Source organism: Siphonobacter sp. (assembly GCF_048595215.1).
GTDB lineage: Bacteria > Bacteroidota > Bacteroidia > Cytophagales > Spirosomataceae > Siphonobacter.
In genome coordinates, this window is sequence record NZ_JBMDWJ010000147.1 from 1 (window position 1) to 19,582 (window position 19,582).

General features: G+C 49.3%; 13 protein-coding genes. 3 read left to right on the top strand and 10 right to left on the bottom strand.

Features of this window, described 5'->3' with window-relative positions; translation table 11 throughout:
• From ACOJTG_RS08390 to ACOJTG_RS08405, 4 genes are all read right to left on the bottom strand, one after another.
• Window positions 1–2,013 (bottom strand): efflux RND transporter permease subunit (locus ACOJTG_RS08390; RefSeq protein WP_420153401.1); only part of this gene is annotated, 2,013 nt, incomplete at its 3' end.
• Between the two features lie 65 nt (window positions 2,014–2,078).
• Window positions 2,079–3,233: an efflux RND transporter periplasmic adaptor subunit gene (locus ACOJTG_RS08395; RefSeq protein ID WP_420153402.1), complete on the bottom strand. Its 1,155-nt coding sequence runs from the start codon at window positions 3,231–3,233 to the stop codon at window positions 2,079–2,081.
• A gap of 253 nt (window positions 3,234–3,486) precedes the next feature.
• The gene (locus ACOJTG_RS08400; protein ID WP_420153403.1) at window positions 3,487–4,824 is read right to left on the bottom strand and encodes a sensor histidine kinase; all 1,338 of its coding nucleotides are present in this window, start codon (window positions 4,822–4,824) and stop codon (window positions 3,487–3,489) included.
• The gene (locus ACOJTG_RS08405; protein ID WP_094809153.1) at window positions 4,814–5,500 is read right to left on the bottom strand and encodes a response regulator transcription factor; all 687 of its coding nucleotides are present in this window, start codon (window positions 5,498–5,500) and stop codon (window positions 4,814–4,816) included. The genes ACOJTG_RS08400 and ACOJTG_RS08405 overlap by 11 nt, the downstream gene beginning before the upstream one ends.
• Before the next feature lie 191 nt (window positions 5,501–5,691).
• Here ACOJTG_RS08405 and ACOJTG_RS08410 point away from each other — a divergent pair, with 191 nt between their 5' ends.
• The 3 genes from ACOJTG_RS08410 (at window position 5,692) to ACOJTG_RS08420 (ending at window position 10,202) form a co-directional block, all read left to right on the top strand.
• Window positions 5,692–8,301, top strand: a complete 2,610-nt coding sequence (locus ACOJTG_RS08410; RefSeq protein WP_420153404.1) for a TonB-dependent receptor domain-containing protein — start codon at window positions 5,692–5,694, stop codon at window positions 8,299–8,301.
• Between the two features lie 286 nt (window positions 8,302–8,587).
• The gene (locus tag ACOJTG_RS08415; RefSeq protein WP_420153405.1) at window positions 8,588–9,694 is read left to right on the top strand and encodes an acyltransferase family protein; all 1,107 of its coding nucleotides are present in this window, start codon (window positions 8,588–8,590) and stop codon (window positions 9,692–9,694) included.
• Window positions 9,695–9,875: 181 nt separating this feature from the next.
• A complete protein-coding gene (locus ACOJTG_RS08420) occupies window positions 9,876–10,202 on the top strand; it encodes a PH domain-containing protein (protein WP_420153406.1) in 327 nt (108 codons plus the stop codon).
• A 67-nt stretch (window positions 10,203–10,269) separates the two neighbouring features.
• Here ACOJTG_RS08420 and ACOJTG_RS08425 read toward each other — a convergent pair whose 3' ends face one another.
• From ACOJTG_RS08425 to ACOJTG_RS08450, 6 genes are all read right to left on the bottom strand, one after another.
• Window positions 10,270–11,880, bottom strand: a complete 1,611-nt coding sequence (locus tag ACOJTG_RS08425) for a Na+/H+ antiporter (protein ID WP_420153407.1) — start codon at window positions 11,878–11,880, stop codon at window positions 10,270–10,272.
• 150 nt (window positions 11,881–12,030) lie between these two features.
• Window positions 12,031–12,513, bottom strand: a complete 483-nt coding sequence (locus ACOJTG_RS08430; protein WP_420153408.1) for a hypothetical protein — start codon at window positions 12,511–12,513, stop codon at window positions 12,031–12,033.
• Entirely contained in the window at window positions 12,510–13,433 is a 924-nt protein-coding gene (locus ACOJTG_RS08435; RefSeq protein ID WP_420153409.1) for a hypothetical protein, read from the bottom strand. Before ACOJTG_RS08435 ends, ACOJTG_RS08430 begins: the two co-directional genes overlap by 4 nt.
• 115 nt (window positions 13,434–13,548) lie before the next feature.
• A complete protein-coding gene (locus tag ACOJTG_RS08440) occupies window positions 13,549–15,186 on the bottom strand; it encodes a M20/M25/M40 family metallo-hydrolase (RefSeq protein WP_420153410.1) in 1,638 nt (545 codons plus the stop codon).
• A gap of 91 nt (window positions 15,187–15,277) precedes the next feature.
• Window positions 15,278–15,679, bottom strand: a complete 402-nt coding sequence (locus ACOJTG_RS08445; RefSeq protein ID WP_420153411.1) for a DUF805 domain-containing protein — start codon at window positions 15,677–15,679, stop codon at window positions 15,278–15,280.
• A 269-nt stretch (window positions 15,680–15,948) separates the two neighbouring features.
• Entirely contained in the window at window positions 15,949–19,422 is a 3,474-nt protein-coding gene (locus ACOJTG_RS08450; RefSeq protein WP_420153412.1) for a T9SS type A sorting domain-containing protein, read from the bottom strand.
• Window positions 19,423–19,582: the final 160 nt, after the last annotated feature.

Below are 19,582 nucleotides of genomic sequence, written 5' to 3' on the forward strand. Positions count from 1 at the left end.
ACCAAAACCCTGAATGGTAGGTGGCGAGAAGAAGACGATTTCAGCCCCGCGAATGTGAGCGGTTTTGGCAAACAGATCCCGGATTACGGCATTGTTATCTTTGTCCGGACGGTCTTTCCAATCCTTCAACCCGATGATTACCATCCCGTACGAACTACCGTTCCCACTAATGATACTCCGCCCGGCCAGACGCGTTGTGAATCGTACGGCGGGCATTTCGCGGGCAATGCGGTCTACTTCATCCCCGATGGCCGTGGTACGTTCTACCGACGAAGCCGGAGGTAGTGTAATGTTAGCAAAGATGGTTCCCTGATCTTCATTAGGAACGAAACCCGAAGGTGTCGATCGAATTAGCCAGACGAAGATTCCCGCAAATACGGCAATACTACCCAGTGCGATCCATTTCTTCGCCGATAGGAAGGTTACTGAACGCTTGTATTTCTCCGTAACGGCATCGAAACCCGTATTAAATGCCGTGTAAAAACGCTGCATGAATCCTTTCTTGTGGTGCTCCTTATTGTGCGGCTTCAGCAGCAGGGCACACAGAGCCGGACTCAGCGTCAGGGCGTTGATGGCCGAAAGAATAATCGAAATCGCCAGCGTTAACCCGAACTGTTTGTAGAATACCCCCGTTGAGCCACCGATAAAACTTACGGGTACGAATACGGCGGCCATCACCAGCGTAATGGAGATGATAGCTCCGCTGATTTCGCCCATGGCATCGATGGAAGCCTTGCGGGCGGACTGGTACCCTTCGTCGAGCTTGGCGTGCACGGCCTCCACTACGACGATGGCATCATCCACTACGATACCAATGGCCAGTACCAGAGCGAAGAGTGTCAGCAGGTTAATCGTGAACCCAAACAGGTTCAGGAAGAAGAATGTACCGACAATCGCGACGGGTACGGCAATGGCCGGAATGAGCGTCGAACGGAAATCCTGCAAGAAGATAAATACCACGATAAACACGAGGATGAAGGCCTCGATCAGCGTATGAATTACCTTTTCAATAGACGCATCCAGGAAGTTGTTGGCGTTGAGCAGCTCGGCGTAGTGAACCCCGGAAGGGAATGATTTTTCCGCTTCCTTGATTACTTTCAATGAGTTTTCGATGACTTCCTGAGCATTCGAACCCGCCGTCTGGTTAACCGCCAGTGCCACCGAAGGATAGCCCTGTGACGTCGAAATACTGGCGTAGCTCTGAGCACCTAATTCCACCCGGGCAATATCCTTCAAACGTAATACCTGACCGCCTGGCGTCGAACGGATAATCATGTTTTCAAACTGACCGGGATCTTTCAGACGACCCGGATATTTGATGACGTACTGAAACGACTGGTCGCTGCTTTCTCCAAACTGACCCGGAGCGGCTTCCACGTTTTGTTCCGCCAGAGCTGCCGATACGTCATCGGGAATAAGGCCGTACGTAGCCATCACGTCGGGTTTCAACCAGATCCGCATGGCGTAATCCCGCAAACCAAAGGCACTCGCATCCCCTACCCCCGTTACCCGTTTGAGTTGGGGTACGATGTTGATGTTGGCGTAGTTTTGTAAAAACGTAGCATCGTAGGCCTTGTTTTTACTGTATAAGGTAAAGATCAGTACGTTACTACTTTGCCGCTTGCTGGTGATTACTCCTGACCTCGTTACTTCCTGCGGTAGCAAACTCGTCGCCCGGGATACCCGGTTCTGCACGTTCACTGCCGCCAAATCAGGGTTCGTCCCCAGTTTGAAGTAAATGGTAATGGTGGCGGTACCGTCGTTGGCCGCCGTAGAAGTCATGTACATCATGTCTTCTACCCCGTTGATCTGTTCTTCCAGCGGTACAATCACACTGGACAGTACTACGCTGGCGTTGGCCCCCGTATACGTCGCCTGCACCTGTACGGTCGGCGGAGCAATCTCGGGGTACTGGGAAACGGGCAGGGTGACTAGCCCCAACACGCCCAGCATGACAATAATGATGGAGATAACGGTGGATAATACCGGCCGTTCAATGAATTTTCTAAACATATTAAATGAGGTTGTGCGTGGAAGGCTCCGGCGTCTGCCGCTAAGCCGTCTGCTCTAAACCGCTCTTACTTTCGCGTCGTATCGGCAGCAGTAGCCGTAGAATCCGCCTGCGGAGCTGCTGGCTTAATTTCCACATCATCCCGAAGGGCGGTAATGCCATCCGTTACGACCCGATCACCCGCTTTCAGACCCTGCTGCACAATGAACGATTGTCCGTCCGTCGTGGGTCGTACCTGAATTTCCACACTCTTCACTTTATTACCCTCAACCACCTGGTATACCAGACGTTTGCCTTGCAATTCGTACGTAGCTTTCTGGGGAATCAACAGAGCGTTATCAATGTGGGAAGAAACCCGCACCTGACCCGTACTCCCACTCCGCAGGAAACCTTCGGGGTTAGGGAACGTCGCCCGGAAATTAGCCGAACCCGTTTCGGTACTGATCAGACCGCTGGCCGTTTCGACGCGGCCTTTGTGCGAGTATACCGTTCCATCGGCCAGTACTAGCGATACCGCCGGTAAAGTGGCCAACCGTTGCTGGAGCGTATTTCCTTTTACGTCCCGGAAGAAGTCCAGCAGTTGTTTCTCATTGAGGGAAAAGTAGGCGTACACATTGCCCGTATTGGCTACGGTTGTCAGCGGTGTCGTTGTGGTGGGACTTACTAAACTACCCAACTTGAGGGGCAGCAGACCAATCACGCCATCCACCGGACTCACCACTTTCGTGTAACTCAGGTTCGTATTGGCATTCGCCAGCGTAGCCTTGGCCTGAGCCAGAGCTGCCTGCCGGGATTGCAGGGTGTATTCCGCCGATTCCAGTTCGTAGTGACTAATAATGTCTTTCTCCACGAGTGGTTTCACTTTGTTCACCTGCATCTGAGCCGCATTCACGTCAGCCTGAGCAATTTTGATGCTAGCCTGAGCCGTGCGTACTTCCTGTTCGTACTGGGGAGCACTGATCCGGAAGAGCACCTGTCCTTTACGAACCAGGGCCCCTTCGTCTACATAAATGTGATCAATATAGCCGTCAATTTTCGGTCGGATTTCTACGTTTTGCTGACCCTGCATGGTTGCCGGATAATCGGTATACACATCCGTGGGTTGAGCGGCTACCGTAATAACGGGATATTCTTTAGGAGCTGCCGGGGCTTGTTGTGCCCCCTGCTTCTGTTCATCTTTTTTTCCGCAGGCCACGGCCAGTACCAATAGGCAGAGACCCATTTTTCCAGCAAGCCTGGTTCGGAAAGACGACGATTGAGATGGGATGAAATGCATTACTCAGCTATTAAAACTTGTATTATACCAGGAATGACAACCAACCATTTGAAAAATTTGTTTCCTCTCCTTTCTCACAACCATCGATTGTCCGATTCCGATACCCAAAAGAAGCCCCAAAATCTGTCGAAAATCTGACGGATTGCCCAATTTGTCAACCTTATTGACCAATTTGTCGATTATTAAAAAATTGTAATTTTTATTTTTGCCAGTGAATCCGAATCACGTGTTGCGAGTGCTGATAGGCGTATGCACAATGAAAGTCGAGCGTCTCACAAATCGCTTCTACAATGGCAAGTCCTAATCCCAGTCGACCATTATCCGTAGATTTGGTATGATACCGGGCAAATAAATCCTCGGTCCTCCCCTCCACAACTGATCCGGTATTACTCATTTCAAAGCCACGGCTCGTCAGACTGATGGTAATTTCTCCTTGATTTACATTGTGTTGCACCGCATTTCGCAGCAGATTATCCACTAAAATCCGTACCAGTTCTTCGTTGGTGCTGAGCAGTACGGGCGTGTCCGCCTGCAAGGTCACGGTGAGGTTGCGGTACTCGATGAGTTCTTCGTAGGTTTCCAGACTTTCCCGAACTAGTTCATTGAAGTTGATTTCCTTTTTTTCAATGTTACCAGCGTACTGAATGCTGCGAATCCGGGATAATAGATTGAGTCCTTTATGGATACCCGACAGCCGGACAATCGTCTTCTTAATATCCAGCAGTTCCTTCCGGTTTTCCGACTCCAGACTCGTTCGCTTGAGAATCAGTTCGACTTTAGCCAGCAGAATACTTAGGGGTGTTTGCAGCTCGTGAGCCGTATTTTCGGTAAACTCCCGCAGTTGGTTGTAAGCACTCTGGGTTTTGGTCGTGAAATCCAGAATGGCCTGATTGAACAATTCAAACTCCCGGATGTGCGTATCTTTCAGTTGCAGCGGCTCTTTGTTGCGAATGTGATACGAGTTGATCCGTCGGAGATTCTGATAAAAAGGCCGCCAGAGATTGTACGAAACCCGGTTGAGATTAAACTGGAAAAAGCCCCAGTTCAGCAGGAAGAATAAGATCAGCGAGAAGCCCACTGCAAACAAAACCGCCTCATTTTCAGGTCCGCCCGGTTCGTTCAGTTCGATTTTGGTAATCTTCAGTTCGTACCAGCGATTTTTGATTTTTGCCGTCGTCGTGAATTCCTTGATCCGCTTGTTGTTCAGGTGTTGATTGAAAAAAAGGATCGACCAGAAATCGCTGTCCACAGTCACAACGTCGAAGAAATGGTATTCGAAGTAGGAATAAGGTTTGGTATCCGCCGGTAGCAGTCGGTAGGTAATACCCTCCGTTTTAGGAAACGAACCCGTCAGCTCCACGTACGAAACCACCTCCTCGGCCTGAGCCTTGAACCGGTTTCGATAAATGACTTTATAGTAAAAATCAATGACCAGGTTGTTGAATAGAATCGTCAGGACGAGCAGAATGGGCAGGGCTACAACGTAGACCTTCTTAATCTTCGTAATGAAGCGTTTACTGTACTGATTAATTGCCATCGGATTTTTTTAAGGTATAGCCCATCCCGTACATCGTTACGATGCTGACTTCACAACCTTCTTTCTTTAGTTTCTGCCGGAGGTTTTTGATATGGGTGTAGATGAAATCAAAGGAATCGACCATATCAATGTCGTCTTTCAATACGTAATCGGACAGCGACTCTTTGGAAACCGTCCGGTTTTTGTTCACCAGCAAATAGTACAGAATCCGTAACTGGCTGTGCGTCAGCTTTAACTCCTGTCCGTTTACGCGTACCTGATTCGTAGCCAGATCGTACGAGAGGTTATGATACACCAGTTCCTCGGAGTCTTGCGGGTAGCGGCGACGAATGATACTGCGAATGCGAGCCAGCAGTTCATCAAGGTGAAAGGGCTTCACTAGGTAATCATCGGCCCCGAGGTTGAGGCCGCGTAGTTTGTCGTCCAGACTATTCCGTACCGAGATGATCAGTACGCCCGGATGCGAGTCCATACTCTGGATGTCGCCGAAAAGATCGAAACCCAGTCCACCGGGCAAATTGATGTCCAGTACAACAATATCATAGATTTTATCCGCCAGTTTTTCGCGGGCTTCCTGAAAAGACAATGCCGTTTCGCAGGAAAAACCTTCCTGCACCAACGCCGAGCGAATACTGTCGGATAACAACGTTTCGTCTTCTACCAGTAGAATCTTCATAGGTCATTTCCAAAGTTCTGATCCCTAAATAACGCATCAATTCTGTCTAAAATCTGTGCATCCCCTCGTCCCCGCTTTCTTCCGGCGGAAATGGGCATTCGTCCGTTCGAAGGCGGCACTCGGTAAGATTCATTTCGTGGCCCCAGGGATTGGTATCACTTTTGTATCGTTCCTTTTCTGGACCAAAAGCAATGAAACGATACGTATTTACCCTATCCTTTGGAGCCCTATTCGGTTTGAGTCACGGTTACGCACAGGTACCCACCGACTCCCTTTCTGTACAGCCAGTCGCTGCCGACTCCACGCAGCCCGCTGCTCCTAAAAATCCCGTAGTGACGGGATTCCTGGTTGATTCTACCGGCGGCAAACCCGTAGAATTTGCCAGCGTTGCCTTATTCAACCGATCGACCAATCAACTGGTAACGGGCACGGTGGCCGATGGCAAGGGCCAGTTTACGATCAGTAACGTAAGCCCCGGCAACTACCGCCTACAAATTTCATTTGTGGGGTACGAAACTAAATCGATTGAGCCGCTGAACGTTATTCAGGATGTGACACTGGGGGTCATCAAACTTACAGGCGATTCCAAAACGCTTCAGGAGGTTACCGTAACGGGTCAAAAAGCTTTGATTGAAGAAAAGGTAGACCGCCTAGTCTATAACGCCGAAAAAGACATTTCCTCAAAAGGGGGTGACGCTTCCGATATTTTACGCAAAGTACCCATGCTTTCGGTCGATCTCGACGGAAACGTTTCGATGCGGGGTAGCAGTAACATTCGCGTACTGATCAACAACAAACCTTCCACGATTGTCGCCAGTAGCGTAGCGGATGCCCTTAAGCAAATTCCCGCCGACCAGATTGCTACGGTGGAAGTCATCACTTCACCTTCGGCTAAATACGATGCGGAAGGTTCCGGTGGGATCATCAACATCATCACGAAGAAAAACAACCTGCAGGGTTTCAACTTGAACCTGGATACGGGCGTGGGTAACCGGGGAGCGAACCTGGGACTAAACGGTAATTATCGCCAAGGCAAAATGGGCTTCACGCTGGGCGGCTTTGGCCGGGCGGAGTACAACGTCAAAACGCTCTCTACGCTCGACCAAACCAGTCAGGTGGGTGGCAATACTCTCCTGTCGCGTCAGACGGGCGATGGGATGAGCCGCGGTTTGATGGGCCGCTATAACCTGGGTTGGGATTACGATATTTCTAAAAACGAGAGCATTACGGCGGGTATTCGCTACGGCCTGCGGAACCGGAATGTCGATCAGGATTACCTGACGGAACTGTTTACCAACGGAACCATGACGGGTACGCAGAACCGGAACGTTACGACGAAAAACAATTCGGGTACCATTGATGCCAACATTGACTACCTGCACATTTTCAAGCCTCAGCAGGAATGGAGCGTATCGGCGTTGTACAGTCGTAACGACATGGTGAACAACTTCGATGCTGATCTGCTCTCGGGAGAAGCCCTGACGGGTCGTCAACGAAACCTGAATGATAACGTCAATCAAGAGTTTACCCTGCAAACGGATTACCAGACGCCCATTCAGAAAAACCAGATGCTGGAATTTGGATTAAAAGGCATCATGCGAAAGGTTAATAGTGATTACGAGTACCTGCTGGCCGGACCTACGGGTGACTATTTCCCGCAGGAAAATAACCCCAAAGGCTTCCTGGATTACAACCAGAACATTGCCGCGGGTTACGCCTCCTACACGTATACGACCAAAAACAAGTACACCTTCAAAGTCGGCACACGGTACGAATACACGGCCATCGACGCCCGCTCGAACACCGATGCGTCCATCGCCATTCCGAATTACAGTAATTTCGTTCCGAGTGTCAACATCTCCAAAGCTTTAAAAACGGGCATGGTGAAACTGGCTTACAACCGCCGGATTCAACGTCCGGGGATTCAGCAGCTCAACCCTAACTTCAACGCCGCCAACCCGCAGAACGTGACGATGGGAAATCCTCTGTTACGCCCGGAGTTAACGGACAACGTGGAGCTGGGCTACAGTAATACTTTCAACAAAGCCTTCTTCAATGCGGCGGTGTTTGGTCGGTTTACCAATAACTCGATTACGCAGGTTCGGACGCCCCTCGATACGCTGGCCGGAGCCATTCTGACGACGTTCGAAAACATTGGCTCGGAACATGCCTTAGGGGTTAACCTGTTTTTCAAGTATGACCTCTCGTCTAAGTTCAGCCTCGATTTCTTCACCAACAGTTACTATACTAAACTGCAGGGTACGACTACGGGACTGGACGGTTTGTCGATTAACATTGAAAATTCGGGCTTCAACGTCGATTTTGGTAGCCGTTTACAGGCGACGTTGGGTAAGGGCTGGGGTATTCAGGGCTTCGGTATGATGCGGGGGCCGCAGGTACAATTACAGGGTCGGATGGCCGGTTTTGGCTTCTATAACTTAGGTATCCGGAAAGATTTCGCCAACAAAAAAGGCAGCATCGGTATTGCGGCTGAAAACTTCCTGGCTTCCAACATTCGGATGAAAACGGAGCTGACGTCACCACAGTTTACACAGGTGAACAACATGTACATGTATAACCGGGGCGTACGGCTGACCTTTAGTTACAAGATTGGCAAGATGAGTATGCAGGCTCCCCGCCGCCGGACGAAATCCATTCAAAACGATGACGTGAAAGATGGGGGCGGAAACGATACTGGAGCAGGCATGCAGAACGGTACTAGTGGACAATCCTCGGGCGGTACGCCTTCCGGCGGAGCACCCGCTGGCGGTGGTAAACCGACGACCAGTCCCAAAAAATAAGATTCATTTTTTTTAATACATAGAGTTCATCGTCAAAAGCCTCCGGTCGTACTGGGGGCTTTTACTGTTTACATGAGCCTCATGGTGTCGGAGACTATAATCCTTTAATTTTTACGAAAAAAGTGGTGTCTCTAGTGGTATATCCAGCAGTTATTGGGACAAGGTTTAGTAAGCAGCGAATCTATCTTATTCGATGTAACTATGAATACTATCATTAAAACCCTGCCGCTTAAGTCTGAGCTATCAACAATTGATCATTTTAATGTAATTTCGTTTTTTTTATAGCATGAACGAAAGATCACTTACGGAAACGCACCGCAGAAACAACTTTGACTTTGTTAGACTCCTTTTTGCGGCCTGCGTTATTGTTACACACGCTTACCCACTAGCCGGTTCTCAGGAATGCGACTGGCTTTGCCAGGCTAGTCATGGACAATACACCTTCTCCTGGATTGCCGTCCGTGGTTTTTTTGTAATCAGTGGATACCTTATTTTTCAAAGCCTGGAAAGATCCAAAAATCTGGTTGATTACTATTGGAAACGAGTTTTAAGGCTTTATCCGGCTTTGATTGTTGTGCTTACGTTAACGGTTCTCCTGGGCCCCTTTGTGTACCATAGCGAAATACCTTACTGGAGCAACGAATCCGTTAAAAGTTATATCCCCAAGAACCTGGGGCTGTATCATCTCCAGTTCGCTATTACGGGTATATTCGAGCAAAATCCCCATAAATACGCGATCAATGGATCCTTGTGGACGATCGCCTTTGAGTTCACGATGTACGTAGCTGTATCTGTTTTTTTCTTTATTAAAGGAAAACGTAGTATTGTTCTGATAATCGTGTCGCTCATTTATCTGACGCTTGCGAAACTGGCTGTTTTCAATTTCGCCGAAATTCAGCAGTGGAACTTCGTTATTTTAGACTGGTATTTAATAGAGTTGGGTGTCTATTTTGCAGCGGGTTCGCTTTTAGCGGTGCTTCGTATTCAGCAACTTCCCGTGCGTTATTTAGCTATTATTTTTGTTGTATCTTTAGCACTTTTCATCTTTGCTACGGGACGCTCTGAGTTTCTGACCGTAAGCGTTACCATGCTCCCTCTGAGCATTCTATGTGGCTGTTTATGCCCGGTAGTGGGGATTAGCAGTATCTCAAAATATATTGGCGATCTTTCCTATGGCATGTATATCTACGGCTTCCCAGTACAACAAACTCTTGTCTATTATTTTAAACTTGATCATGTGGGGTTGATTATCGGTGGTCTTACGATCTCAGCCTTATTCGCTTATGCTTCATGGCATTTAATTGAAGCTCCCGCCTTGAAATGGAAAAATATCAAACTGTGGAAAAATAAAAAATCATTGACTGAAGTTACCTCACCAAACGTAAACCCGTAATCGTTCCGTAAATCCGCTCATTTTATACGTAGAGAAAAGTCGATTCTCTGCTTCTTTAAGATCCGATTTTCAGGCGATTCTTACTTTCTTTATGGCTAAAGATATGGTAACGTATAGGTCTAAAGTAGGTCTTGAATTAGTAATTCCAATTTCAATTCTCTGTCTTGGAATAGGAGGCTTTATGGCTTACCAAGGAATCTGGGTTGGACTGGGAATTATCCTGTTGTGCTCGCTCCTCATCATTCATGTGTTTGCTACGACTATTTACCAGATGGATACTGATACCCTCAGGATTACCTCTGGCTTTTTCTTTCATGAATGCATAGAAATTAAATCCATTCGAAAAGTATCCGAGTCCAGAAATATCCTCCAGTCTCCTGCCCTGTCGCTGGACCGGATTGAGCTGATTTATAATCGCTTTGACAGTATTCTTCTTTCGCCCAGAGATAAGGCGGGTTTCGTGGCGGAGCTATTGAAACGAAACCCCACTATTGAAGTCCAACTATAAAAACATTGCGAGTAGCCGGACCTTACGTACAGGCTCCTGACTACTCGCAACGAATGGAAAGGATTTACTATTTAATAATTTTCAACCGGCTTTGTACGGCCACGTTCCAGACATCCAGTTCACCCTCTACTTTTCGAATCATTTCTTCCGGGTAATTATTGTGCTTGAGTAATTTGATAATCTCCTGTCGCTGAAAATTAATTACCTCCAGTTCACTAAAAATATACTGTTTGAATTGCTCATTACGGGTCTTCAGGGATGGCTGTATCCCATCCGTGGGAAGAGATCCATTCAGGTAACGAATTTGCTGTTCAAAACGGTTTCTCAACCCGTTGTGAATGTATTCGTTTCCTCCTAAAATCGGCAGTTCCTTATCAATAAACGTCATGGCCTGACGAGCCATGTGCAGACGTAATTTCCGTTCGAGAGCCGCTTCTTTTTCAGTATCTTCTTTCACATTAAAATGGCGAACGAAGAACGGCAACGTTAAGCCCTGTAACACCAGCGTAACCAGAATCACGATGAAGGCTAGAAAAAGAACCACATCTCGATTGGGAAAGGCATTGCCATTTTGCAAGGTCAGCGGCAGGGCTAAAGCCGTGGCCAGCGATACCACGCCCCGCATGCCCGCCCAACCGATAATAAAGAGTTCGCCTTTACTCTTAATCGTAGCTTCGTTGGCAAAGCCGAATCGCATGGAAAATTTGGAAATGACAAACAGCCAGGCCATCCGAATGAAAATAGCCGCCGCACTCACGAGTAATCCGTAGAGAATGAGATGCGTCATCGAATACTCGGTGATGCCTTCCAGTAACCAGGGAAGTTGTAAGCCAATGAGAATGAAGACAAAACCGTTGAGCAGAAATCCCAGTAGCTCCCAGAAATTATTACTTAAAATACGGCCCTGGTACGAAAACACTTCCGACGAACGCCAGGAAACAAAGAGCCCCGTAGCCACAACCGACAATACCCCCGACACCTTGATGTGTTCGGCAAAGAGATAGGAAACGAAAGGGATCATTAGATTCAAACTCGCTTCTACGGTTGCGTTGCCCTGTACTTTTCGCAAGGCCCACACAAAGGCGTATCCAATAGCTAATCCGGCCAGTATTCCCCCGATCGCTAGAATCACAAACTGAATACTGGCCTGCCATAAAATGAAACTGCCGCTGGCGACGGCGGCGACGGCGTAGCGGTACGCAATCAGAGCCGAAGCATCATTCACGAGGCTTTCGCCTTCCAGGATGACGGTCGTACGGCGAGGCATACCCAATCCTTTGGTCGCACTGGTAGCGGCAACGGCATCGGGCGGCGATACAATGGCCCCAAGCACAAAGGCCAGCGGCCAATCGAAACCCGGAATGCAGTAGTGAGCGACGACAGCTACGACGGTGGTCGTTAGAAAAACTAAACCAATCGCCAGACGACTGATGGGTTTACGGTAGGTTTTTAAATCGTGCCAGGAGATTTTCCAGCTGGCTTCGTATAGCAAGGGGGGAAGAAAAATCAGGAATACCACTTCGGGGTCCAGCCGGACGTTCGGCAAACTGGGTGTGATCCCAACGAATAAGCCGCCTAACACCAGTAGTACCGGATAAGGCAGCTTCATTTTGGGAGCTAAAGCCGCCAGCCCCGCCAGTATGGCCATTAAAATCAGTATAGGTTCGAGTATTTCCATGGGGATTTGAAGGGTAGTAGTACTTAAGTAATCTATTAATACAAGAAAGCCCACCCCCGGAAAGTTCCGACGAGTGGGCTAATTATACATAGAAAACCGAACTATATAATCTATACGTCAATAGATTAATAGGGCTTTTTCCTAAAAGCATCATAAAGCTACCGTACCTGCTACTACTTGGTGATAAGGCAGGTCCATTTTCCAAACCTTCGACCCATACCGACAGAGGATGCTTTGCGTTTGTCCGGCTTCCAGATTTGGACAAGCGGAGGCAACGACTACCAGTTTATTCCCCAATAAAGCTCCCCGAACCCCTATGGGATTAGGATTGGTGTACATCCACTGAAATTGACGGAGGCCTAGGTCGTAGGCTTTTTCTTTCCAGGTACGGGAATCGTCCGTCCAGCTTTGGCCGTTATCGAGCGAAAACTCGATTTTGAGGTTATACTGTGTTTTCGGGCTCTCCCAGAATTCATTAAACTGCGAAGCTCGCCACTTGCCCGCCTCGAAGGCGAAATCCGCGGCATTGAGTGGTTCGCCGGGATTCCAGCTGCAAATGCCCCCACCCGATCTACCGGCTCCGCTCACCAGAAACCACAGGGGCAGCGACTCGCAGACGTGCGGAGCAATCATTTCCAGATTACCGCCTTGTAACGGGTCATGACCCAGCTAAAACCCTTGTAATTTTTTCCGGTAAAGGCGGCTCGCTCGTCGAGCCATTTCAGGCATTGCCGCATATGTAAACTACTCCGGGCGGCGTAATCTTCAAAGCTGGTGTAGGCTTTGCCGGGGCCAATTAGAGCCTCTTCGTAGTGAGCGTAAGGCATCATTTCAAAGAAGGTAAAACCAGCTTTTTTGTAGAGCTGATGCCGGGCTTCACCCCCTACCACTTCATACGGCTGGTCGGGACCGCCCTTGCCTTCGGGGTACAAATTGGCCTTTCCTGACGCATACATTGCAAACTCCACATTTGGATGCTCTTGCCGTACCAGTTTTACGCCCTCCGCCAGCACCTGATTATTTTTCCAGGTCGCCGGAAAACCTTCCAGATCCAGATCGAAAAACACCCGGGCGTTGCCCCAGCCAAAGCGATAGGCTCTCGACCACCACCAGCCCGTTAGGAAATCGCGTACCTGCTCGGGGCTTACCGTCACCGGATTGGTCCACAAGCCCTGCAAAGGCCCCGACTGCTTACACATGTCGTCGTCGCCCAGCATTTCGTACAGGCCTGTACCTAGTGGCAGGGTTTGCAAAAAGGCTTTGGCTTGTTCGACGGTGATTTGCTGCGTATCCACCAGACCCACTACCGACCGGATCGGGAAATAGGTATTGCCTTTGCGAACAAAGTCTCGCTCTTTTTCCAGTTCGGGAAGTAACATCGCCATCCAGAACGATCCTTTGGGCATCCGGAAATTTGGTATTTCGGAGAGGTCCAGTCGCGTGATTTTCAGCGGATCAACCGCCTGGAATGGTACAGATGTACGTTCTGCGGCGTTCGAGCAGGCCTGCAAAACCAGGGCCAGCGTTAGTAAAAACGGGAAAGAAATTTTCATACAGGGAAGGTTATTCATGAGTCCGAACGCTCAAAACTACGCACTTCGTATACAACAGACGCGGACGGCAGGGCTTCTTTCCCTACCATCCGCGTCCGGATCAAGAACAAAATAACTACTGGGTTACTTCGAAGAAATCACCTTTGTTCCAGCTTGGTCGTGCCGGATTCTGGGCAATTAGGTAGCTGATGAGGAAATTCACCTGAGCGTATTTCCGCCCCGCCGACCATACGAAGGAATCGTTCAGGTTATCGGAAACCTTGTGGTAATTCGCATCCCGCCAGATTTTTACTTTTTCAGCCAGATTCAGGGCCGGATTTGCTTTCGCGTACCCGTACTTGACGTGCAGAGCCGGAATGCCCGCTTTCACGAAATTGTACTGGTCGCTCCGAACAAAGCGGCCTTCGCTCGGATCGGGATCGGGTTCGACTTGCAGGTTCACGGCTTTAGCGGCTTCTTCAACTACCTTCAGCAAACTACTGTGTTCAGCTCCCAGCGGGGCTATAGATTCCAACGGAGCCAGCAGCGTGGGCATGTCGGTATTGATATCCGCTACGATCTGTCGTTTGGGAACGGTCGGGAAAGCAGTGAAATAACCCGAACCTAGTAAGCCCATTTCTTCGGCCGTCACCATCAGAAACAGCAAGGAACGTTTGGGCTTTTCTTTCAAATTGGCGTAAGTACGGGCAATTTCCAGAGCACAGGCCACGCCGGAAGCATTATCGTGGGCTCCGTTGTAAATCGAGTCCCCGTTAACGGGCTTACCCGTACCTAAGTGATCCAGGTGAGCGGAATGAATGACGTACTCTTTTTTCAGTTTTGAATCGGAGCCTTCGATTTTTCCAATCACGTTGTAACTCAGCATGTTCGTGAACGTGCTTTCGTAGTGACCACTGATTTTGCTTTTCAGGGGCTGACTTACGTACTCACCCCGCTCGAGTTTCAACCAGAGAGCATCCAGGGCAATACCTTCGGCCTGCATCAGTTGTTGCAGGGCTTGTACCGACAGGCCCCCAGCGACCTGAATTTTTCCACCCAGAGCCGCAGCCGAACTCACGCGTTCACCCGATTTGGATACGGAAGCATTGATCCCGTTCAAGCTATAATTGGTAGCGGAAGATCGGAACAGAATGGGACTATTGGTATAGTTACAAACCAGCACGCCGATCGCACCGTGCTTGGCCGCGAAGGTCTGAGCCGTAGCCGGATACCCTAGGTGCAGTTTCACGTTAGCGGCTACATTTTCGGGAATTTTCCGTAGTACCACCACGATTTTACCCTTCACATTCACATTCCGGTAATCGTCAAAATCGATCTGTGGCGTATCAAAACCGGCTCCAACGAATACCATTGGAGCATTGAAATCAACGGTGGTTTTTTCGGGATGAGGCGTAAAAACGAAGTCTACTCCCCAGGTCAGGGACTTTTGCTCGCCCGAAGGCAAAGTCAGCGTCAAGGAGGTCGTCTCGGGTTTGATTTTGGAATTTCGCAGGTATACTTCCTGCAGGTAACCGCCTTTTTCGCCGGCGGGCTGTAACCCCATTTTCTTATACTGTTCTACGATATAATCGGCGGCCATTTTGTACCCCGGTTCACCCGCCTTCCGGCCCAGCAACTTATCATCGGCCAGGTAGGCCACGTGGGCTTTGATGCGATTGGAATCAATGGTATTGATTTCGGTCAGAATCGATTGGGGAATCTGAGCTGAAGCAGTTAGGGAAACGAGAAACAGTCCAAAGAATTTTTTAATCATGCCTGATAAAGTGCTCAAGTGGAAATCGTGCGATGAAGTGAATAGGCAAGATACAAAATTAGCGTTAGCAGCGGCTCCTCATTCGGGGGTATCAGGATAAAATCTGTTCGCGTTTCGGGTCCTCACCGTAGGCGTTGGGTCCGGGATCGCCTTCCGCAAAGAGCATCCACAGGCCATAGAACGGAATAAGCTGAAACCAGCCACTGTTTCCCCGGTCGTGGCATCGTTTCGCCCCCTGAGCAAACCAGAACCAGGCAATAGGCAAGACGATACTCAGCCACATTACGCCCTTCAGGGTCATTAAATTATACAGAGACATTTTTCCAAATAGGGCATTCAGCCCCATCGTTATGAGCCAGTGGATCAGTACAGTTAGGCCATACTCCGTACGGCGAATACGCCCTTCGAAGGAAAACGGATGTTTGAACATGACAATAGGTTGATTGATAAGAGGTTGAGCGAAACTACGAAATTCATGGATATATGAAAACATCGGTTTGGATGAAGGGTAATTTAATCATCTTACTATCGTTTTCTGGCTTGTTTCAGGTAATAGTTAGTAGGAAGCCTTTCGTCCTGCTGAGCCGGCGGGTCTTCTAGTCTCCATGCATTTCATGGAATGGCCACCATGGAATGGCCAAGTACTAGTAGCCACAGTACGTAAGGGACTTGGTGCAGTCTGTTCAAGACGAATGTGAAGCAAAAGAAAGCCCTGCCCCTTATACCAATGGTAACGGGCAGGGCTGAAGTTGGGTAGTATGGTTACGGATTAACGATGAGTTTATACATTAACTGCTCGTCCGCTGTTGTAATACGAACCAGGTACAGGCCCGCGGGTAGGGACCGAACGGTCAGGCGGCCCTGATAAGCCTCATTCAGATACGTTAACGGTTGTTCGGCGGTTACGGCTTTCCCCAGCGAATTGTACAGCACGTAGGTGGGTGTACGCAAAGCAGGTTTTAGGTGTACCTGCAACAACACCTCATCCCGAGCCGGGTTGGGTGCCAGGGTTACGGATGTCGTCGAACGGGGTTCTACTGAAGTAATAACCAGTTGGAAGGAATCAGACGTCTGTACTGACTGACAGCTGCCATCCGGATTGTACGCCAGCACCCGGTACTCACCCGGACGGGTAACCCGAATTTTCTGTTGCGTTTCACTGCTCAGCGTATCGTTGCCGAGCAGCCATAGATTCCGGTACGGGCTGGACGAAACCAATGTGAGGCTGTTTTCCGCCGTAATGGTGGGCTTTTCAGGATTGACGCAGAAGGTCTGGCTCAGCTCCGGAGCGGCCAGGTGTTTATCGTCCCCCGGCTGACTGGCTACTACGGTTACTTTTCCGTAATCCGTAAAACTCAGCGTTGCCCCAGCAACCGTAGCCGGGCCACTAACAACCCGATACTGAACGGGCAACTGCGTACTACTGAGCGTCGGCAGGCTGTAGGTTCCCTTGCCGAACGCAAGCGAAGCGACCGTTTCCCATGAGATAAGCTGCCGGGCTTTCTGTACGGTAAACGTCCGTACGACGGGCTGTGCCGTTTCATGGTTGGCGTCCCCCGCCTGTAGAGCCGTTATTTTCACTTCACCAATCCCGGTCAGCTGTAAACGATTGCCTTCCAGTAGCTGGGCGGGACCTTCCACCTGGTACTGAACCGGTAAGGTGGCGTTACTTTGGGCCTGTAATGCAAAGGGCGTACTGGAATAGTCCCGCGTTGCCAGCTCCGGGAACGTCAGGACCAGCTGTCGTTTCACAATAGTAAACTCCCGACTCACCTCCGGGGCCGCTTCGTGATTTCCGTCACCGGGTTGGGTTAGGGTAATCCGAGCCACGCCCGCACCGGTAATTCGGACTTTCGTGCCGGTAAGAGCCACGGGTCCCGTACTGCTCATTTGCATCCCTAAGCCGGAGTTGATCCGAGCGGAAAGATCGAAATCCGGATCCCCGTACGTACGATTCGCCAGTTCATCAAACGAAATCTGCTGTTTGAGTTTATGCACAGTAAACGTTTGGGTAACCGATGCAGCCGGCTCATAGCTATCATTGCCGCTTTGAGCGATGGTAACCGTTATGGCCCCCGCTCCGGTAATCTTCAGTGAACCGTCGGCTATCGTGGCGGGGCCCGTCACCGTAATGGCTACGGGCAAGCCCGAGCTGGCTGAGGCCCCGACCGTAATATCGCCATCGCCGTAGGTACGATCGGCTATGGGTTGCATACGAATCGTCTGATTGCCTTTGGCTACGGTAAATCGCTGGCTTACTGAAACGGCCGTGGGCAAGTAATTTTCATTGCCGGGCTGACTGGCAGTGATCGTTACCGGACCCGCCCCCTTCAGCCTCACTGTTGTACCCACCACTTCAGCAGGGCCACTAACGGTTAGTACCGCCGATAAGCCCGAGGACGTTCGTACCTCCAGTGGAAAATCCGGATCGCCCATAGTTTTATCCGGAATGGCCGCCAGCGTAACGGTTTGTTCGGCTCTGGCAATGTTGAGTTTTTGCAAGACCTCCGGGGCGGCGTTGTAGTTCTCGTTGCCCGTCTGTTTGGCCAGAATCGTCGCTTCCCCGGCTCCAGTCACAGTAACCTGATTGCCCGAAATCTGTACCGGTCCGCTTCCTTCAAACGTTACGGGTAAGCCCGTAGAGGCACGAGCTGACAGCGTAAAAGGAGCATCGCCGTAGGTTTTTGTACTGATCGCGTCAAACTGTACGCTCTGATTGGCTTTGGCTACCGTAATGTATTGCCGGGCTTCGGCGGACATATAGTTTGCATTTCCCTGCTGATACGCACTGATCAGAATTTGACCGGCTCCGTTGATCGTCACGCGATTCCCGGAAAGCGTTGCAGGTCCCGCTACCGCATACGTTACAGGCTGACCGGAACTTGCTGTAGCTGTAATTTCAAAAGGGGGATCGCCAAAGGTTTTAGGGGTAATCGTACTCAGGTCGATTTGCTGTACTGCTTTTGACACCTGCATGGAAAAGTTAGTCCAGTACGGCTCCCATTCAGCATTGCCTTGCTGGGAGATTTCAACACCAATCCAGCCAGCCCCCTTTATTTGCAATAAGCCCTGTTCACTAATAGTAGCATTGCCGGCAAGTAATCGATAACTTACGGGTAAGCCTGAGCTCGCCCGTACTCTGAATTGCAACGAAAGATTATCCCGAAAAACCTGATCGCTGGGAATAGAATCGAAGTACAACTCCTGGGGCTTTCCCGGCGTGTATTTGGCTACATTAGAGTAATAAGGCGAGGACAAGGGTCTTACTCGAACGTAGTGTGTTTTCTTCGGATCTAAAGCATAATTCACATCAGAAAATATGGTAACGTTTGGATCAATCTGCCAGGGACCATTTTCACTATCGGCATACTCAACCAGAAAACCTAGGTTATCTTCCGTTTGCTGTGTCTCGAAAACGAGGGCCAAATTGTTTGCATCAGCCCGTCGAAGTTTTAGATTATAAGCAGAGCCTTTGGGACTAGCCGAAAGATTGTATTGATCATCACCATACCCAGGATTATTCACCCGAAACCAATACCCATTATACGCCCGATCAAACTGCCCCGCTGAAAAATGATCGGTCTGACAGCCATACGAATGCCAGTAACTCATCAGGTTTTTCGTATCGGGCTTATATAACATACCTTTCGCATCCACAGGAGTACCCGTGTACACGCAATTATTGATTGATATGCCGGCTACACCGGTTATATCTGCGGGTGTATCACAAACCATATCTCCAGCCGTTGCACAGTTGGAACCATCCACTAACTCGTTCCCACCTACGGCGTCAAAAGTGTGATAAAGATTCAGGTAATGGCCTATTTCGTGGGGCAATAAGTTATCCTGATATTTATAACTATTTTCATTTAAAACAATCAGGTTTGAGCCTTGACCGATGGAAGATGGATAATAAGCGTATCCTGCATAACCGACATAAATACCATTTCTCATAGAAGATATGATGACGTTAGCCGCATTTTTTTCCAGTTGATTCACGTACGTGATTGGATCAACTTCTCCTTCATAATAGGCCGTGTTTGCGAGTACTTTTATGGAAGTAATGTAAAAGCTGATATTACTGCCCCGGTAAAATTTTTCCAGCCAGTATAGGTTTTTAGCGATGTAGTGCTTTTCATCGGCATTCACCGCCCGGCCCGCTTCAGCCGATGGTCGGAGAATGGTAAAGGCAAGGGGTATTGTAACGGGTGTAGCAGCTACCCTTCCACCCGCCATTTTGGAACGTTTGATCCACTCTCTAAATTCAGTATTGTTTTTAGGAGCAGGTGTTCCGCAGCTCAACGGTACGGTTTGTGCTTGCGAGAAAAGACTGATGAAGAGAAAAAACCAGGCTAAAGTAAACCCTTGAATACGTCTTTTTATAGTGAAAAAATGT

What these genes read in the sequence shown, in the direction of transcription:
- ACOJTG_RS08395 (WP_420153402.1), bottom strand. Translation starts at nt 3,233, where the DNA reads ATGGGTCTCTGCCTATTGGTACTGGCCGTGGCCTGCGGAAAAAAAGAT.
- ACOJTG_RS08400 (WP_420153403.1), bottom strand. Translation starts at nt 4,824, where the DNA reads ATGGCAATTAATCAGTACAGTAAACGCTTCATTACGAAGATTAAGAAG.
- ACOJTG_RS08405 (WP_094809153.1), bottom strand. Translation starts at nt 5,500, where the DNA reads ATGAAGATTCTACTGGTAGAAGACGAAACGTTGTTATCCGACAGTATT.
- ACOJTG_RS08410 (WP_420153404.1), top strand. Translation starts at nt 5,692, where the DNA reads ATGAAACGATACGTATTTACCCTATCCTTTGGAGCCCTATTCGGTTTG.
- ACOJTG_RS08415 (WP_420153405.1), top strand. Translation starts at nt 8,588, where the DNA reads ATGAACGAAAGATCACTTACGGAAACGCACCGCAGAAACAACTTTGAC.
- ACOJTG_RS08420 (WP_420153406.1), top strand. Translation starts at nt 9,876, where the DNA reads ATGGCTTACCAAGGAATCTGGGTTGGACTGGGAATTATCCTGTTGTGC.
- ACOJTG_RS08425 (WP_420153407.1), bottom strand. Translation starts at nt 11,880, where the DNA reads ATGGAAATACTCGAACCTATACTGATTTTAATGGCCATACTGGCGGGG.
- ACOJTG_RS08430 (WP_420153408.1), bottom strand. Translation starts at nt 12,513, where the DNA reads ATGATTGCTCCGCACGTCTGCGAGTCGCTGCCCCTGTGGTTTCTGGTG.
- ACOJTG_RS08435 (WP_420153409.1), bottom strand. Translation starts at nt 13,433, where the DNA reads ATGAAAATTTCTTTCCCGTTTTTACTAACGCTGGCCCTGGTTTTGCAG.
- ACOJTG_RS08440 (WP_420153410.1), bottom strand. Translation starts at nt 15,186, where the DNA reads ATGATTAAAAAATTCTTTGGACTGTTTCTCGTTTCCCTAACTGCTTCA.
- ACOJTG_RS08445 (WP_420153411.1), bottom strand. Translation starts at nt 15,679, where the DNA reads ATGTTTTCATATATCCATGAATTTCGTAGTTTCGCTCAACCTCTTATC.
- ACOJTG_RS08450 (WP_420153412.1), bottom strand. Translation starts at nt 19,422, where the DNA reads ATGGCGGGTGGAAGGGTAGCTGCTACACCCGTTACAATACCCCTTGCC.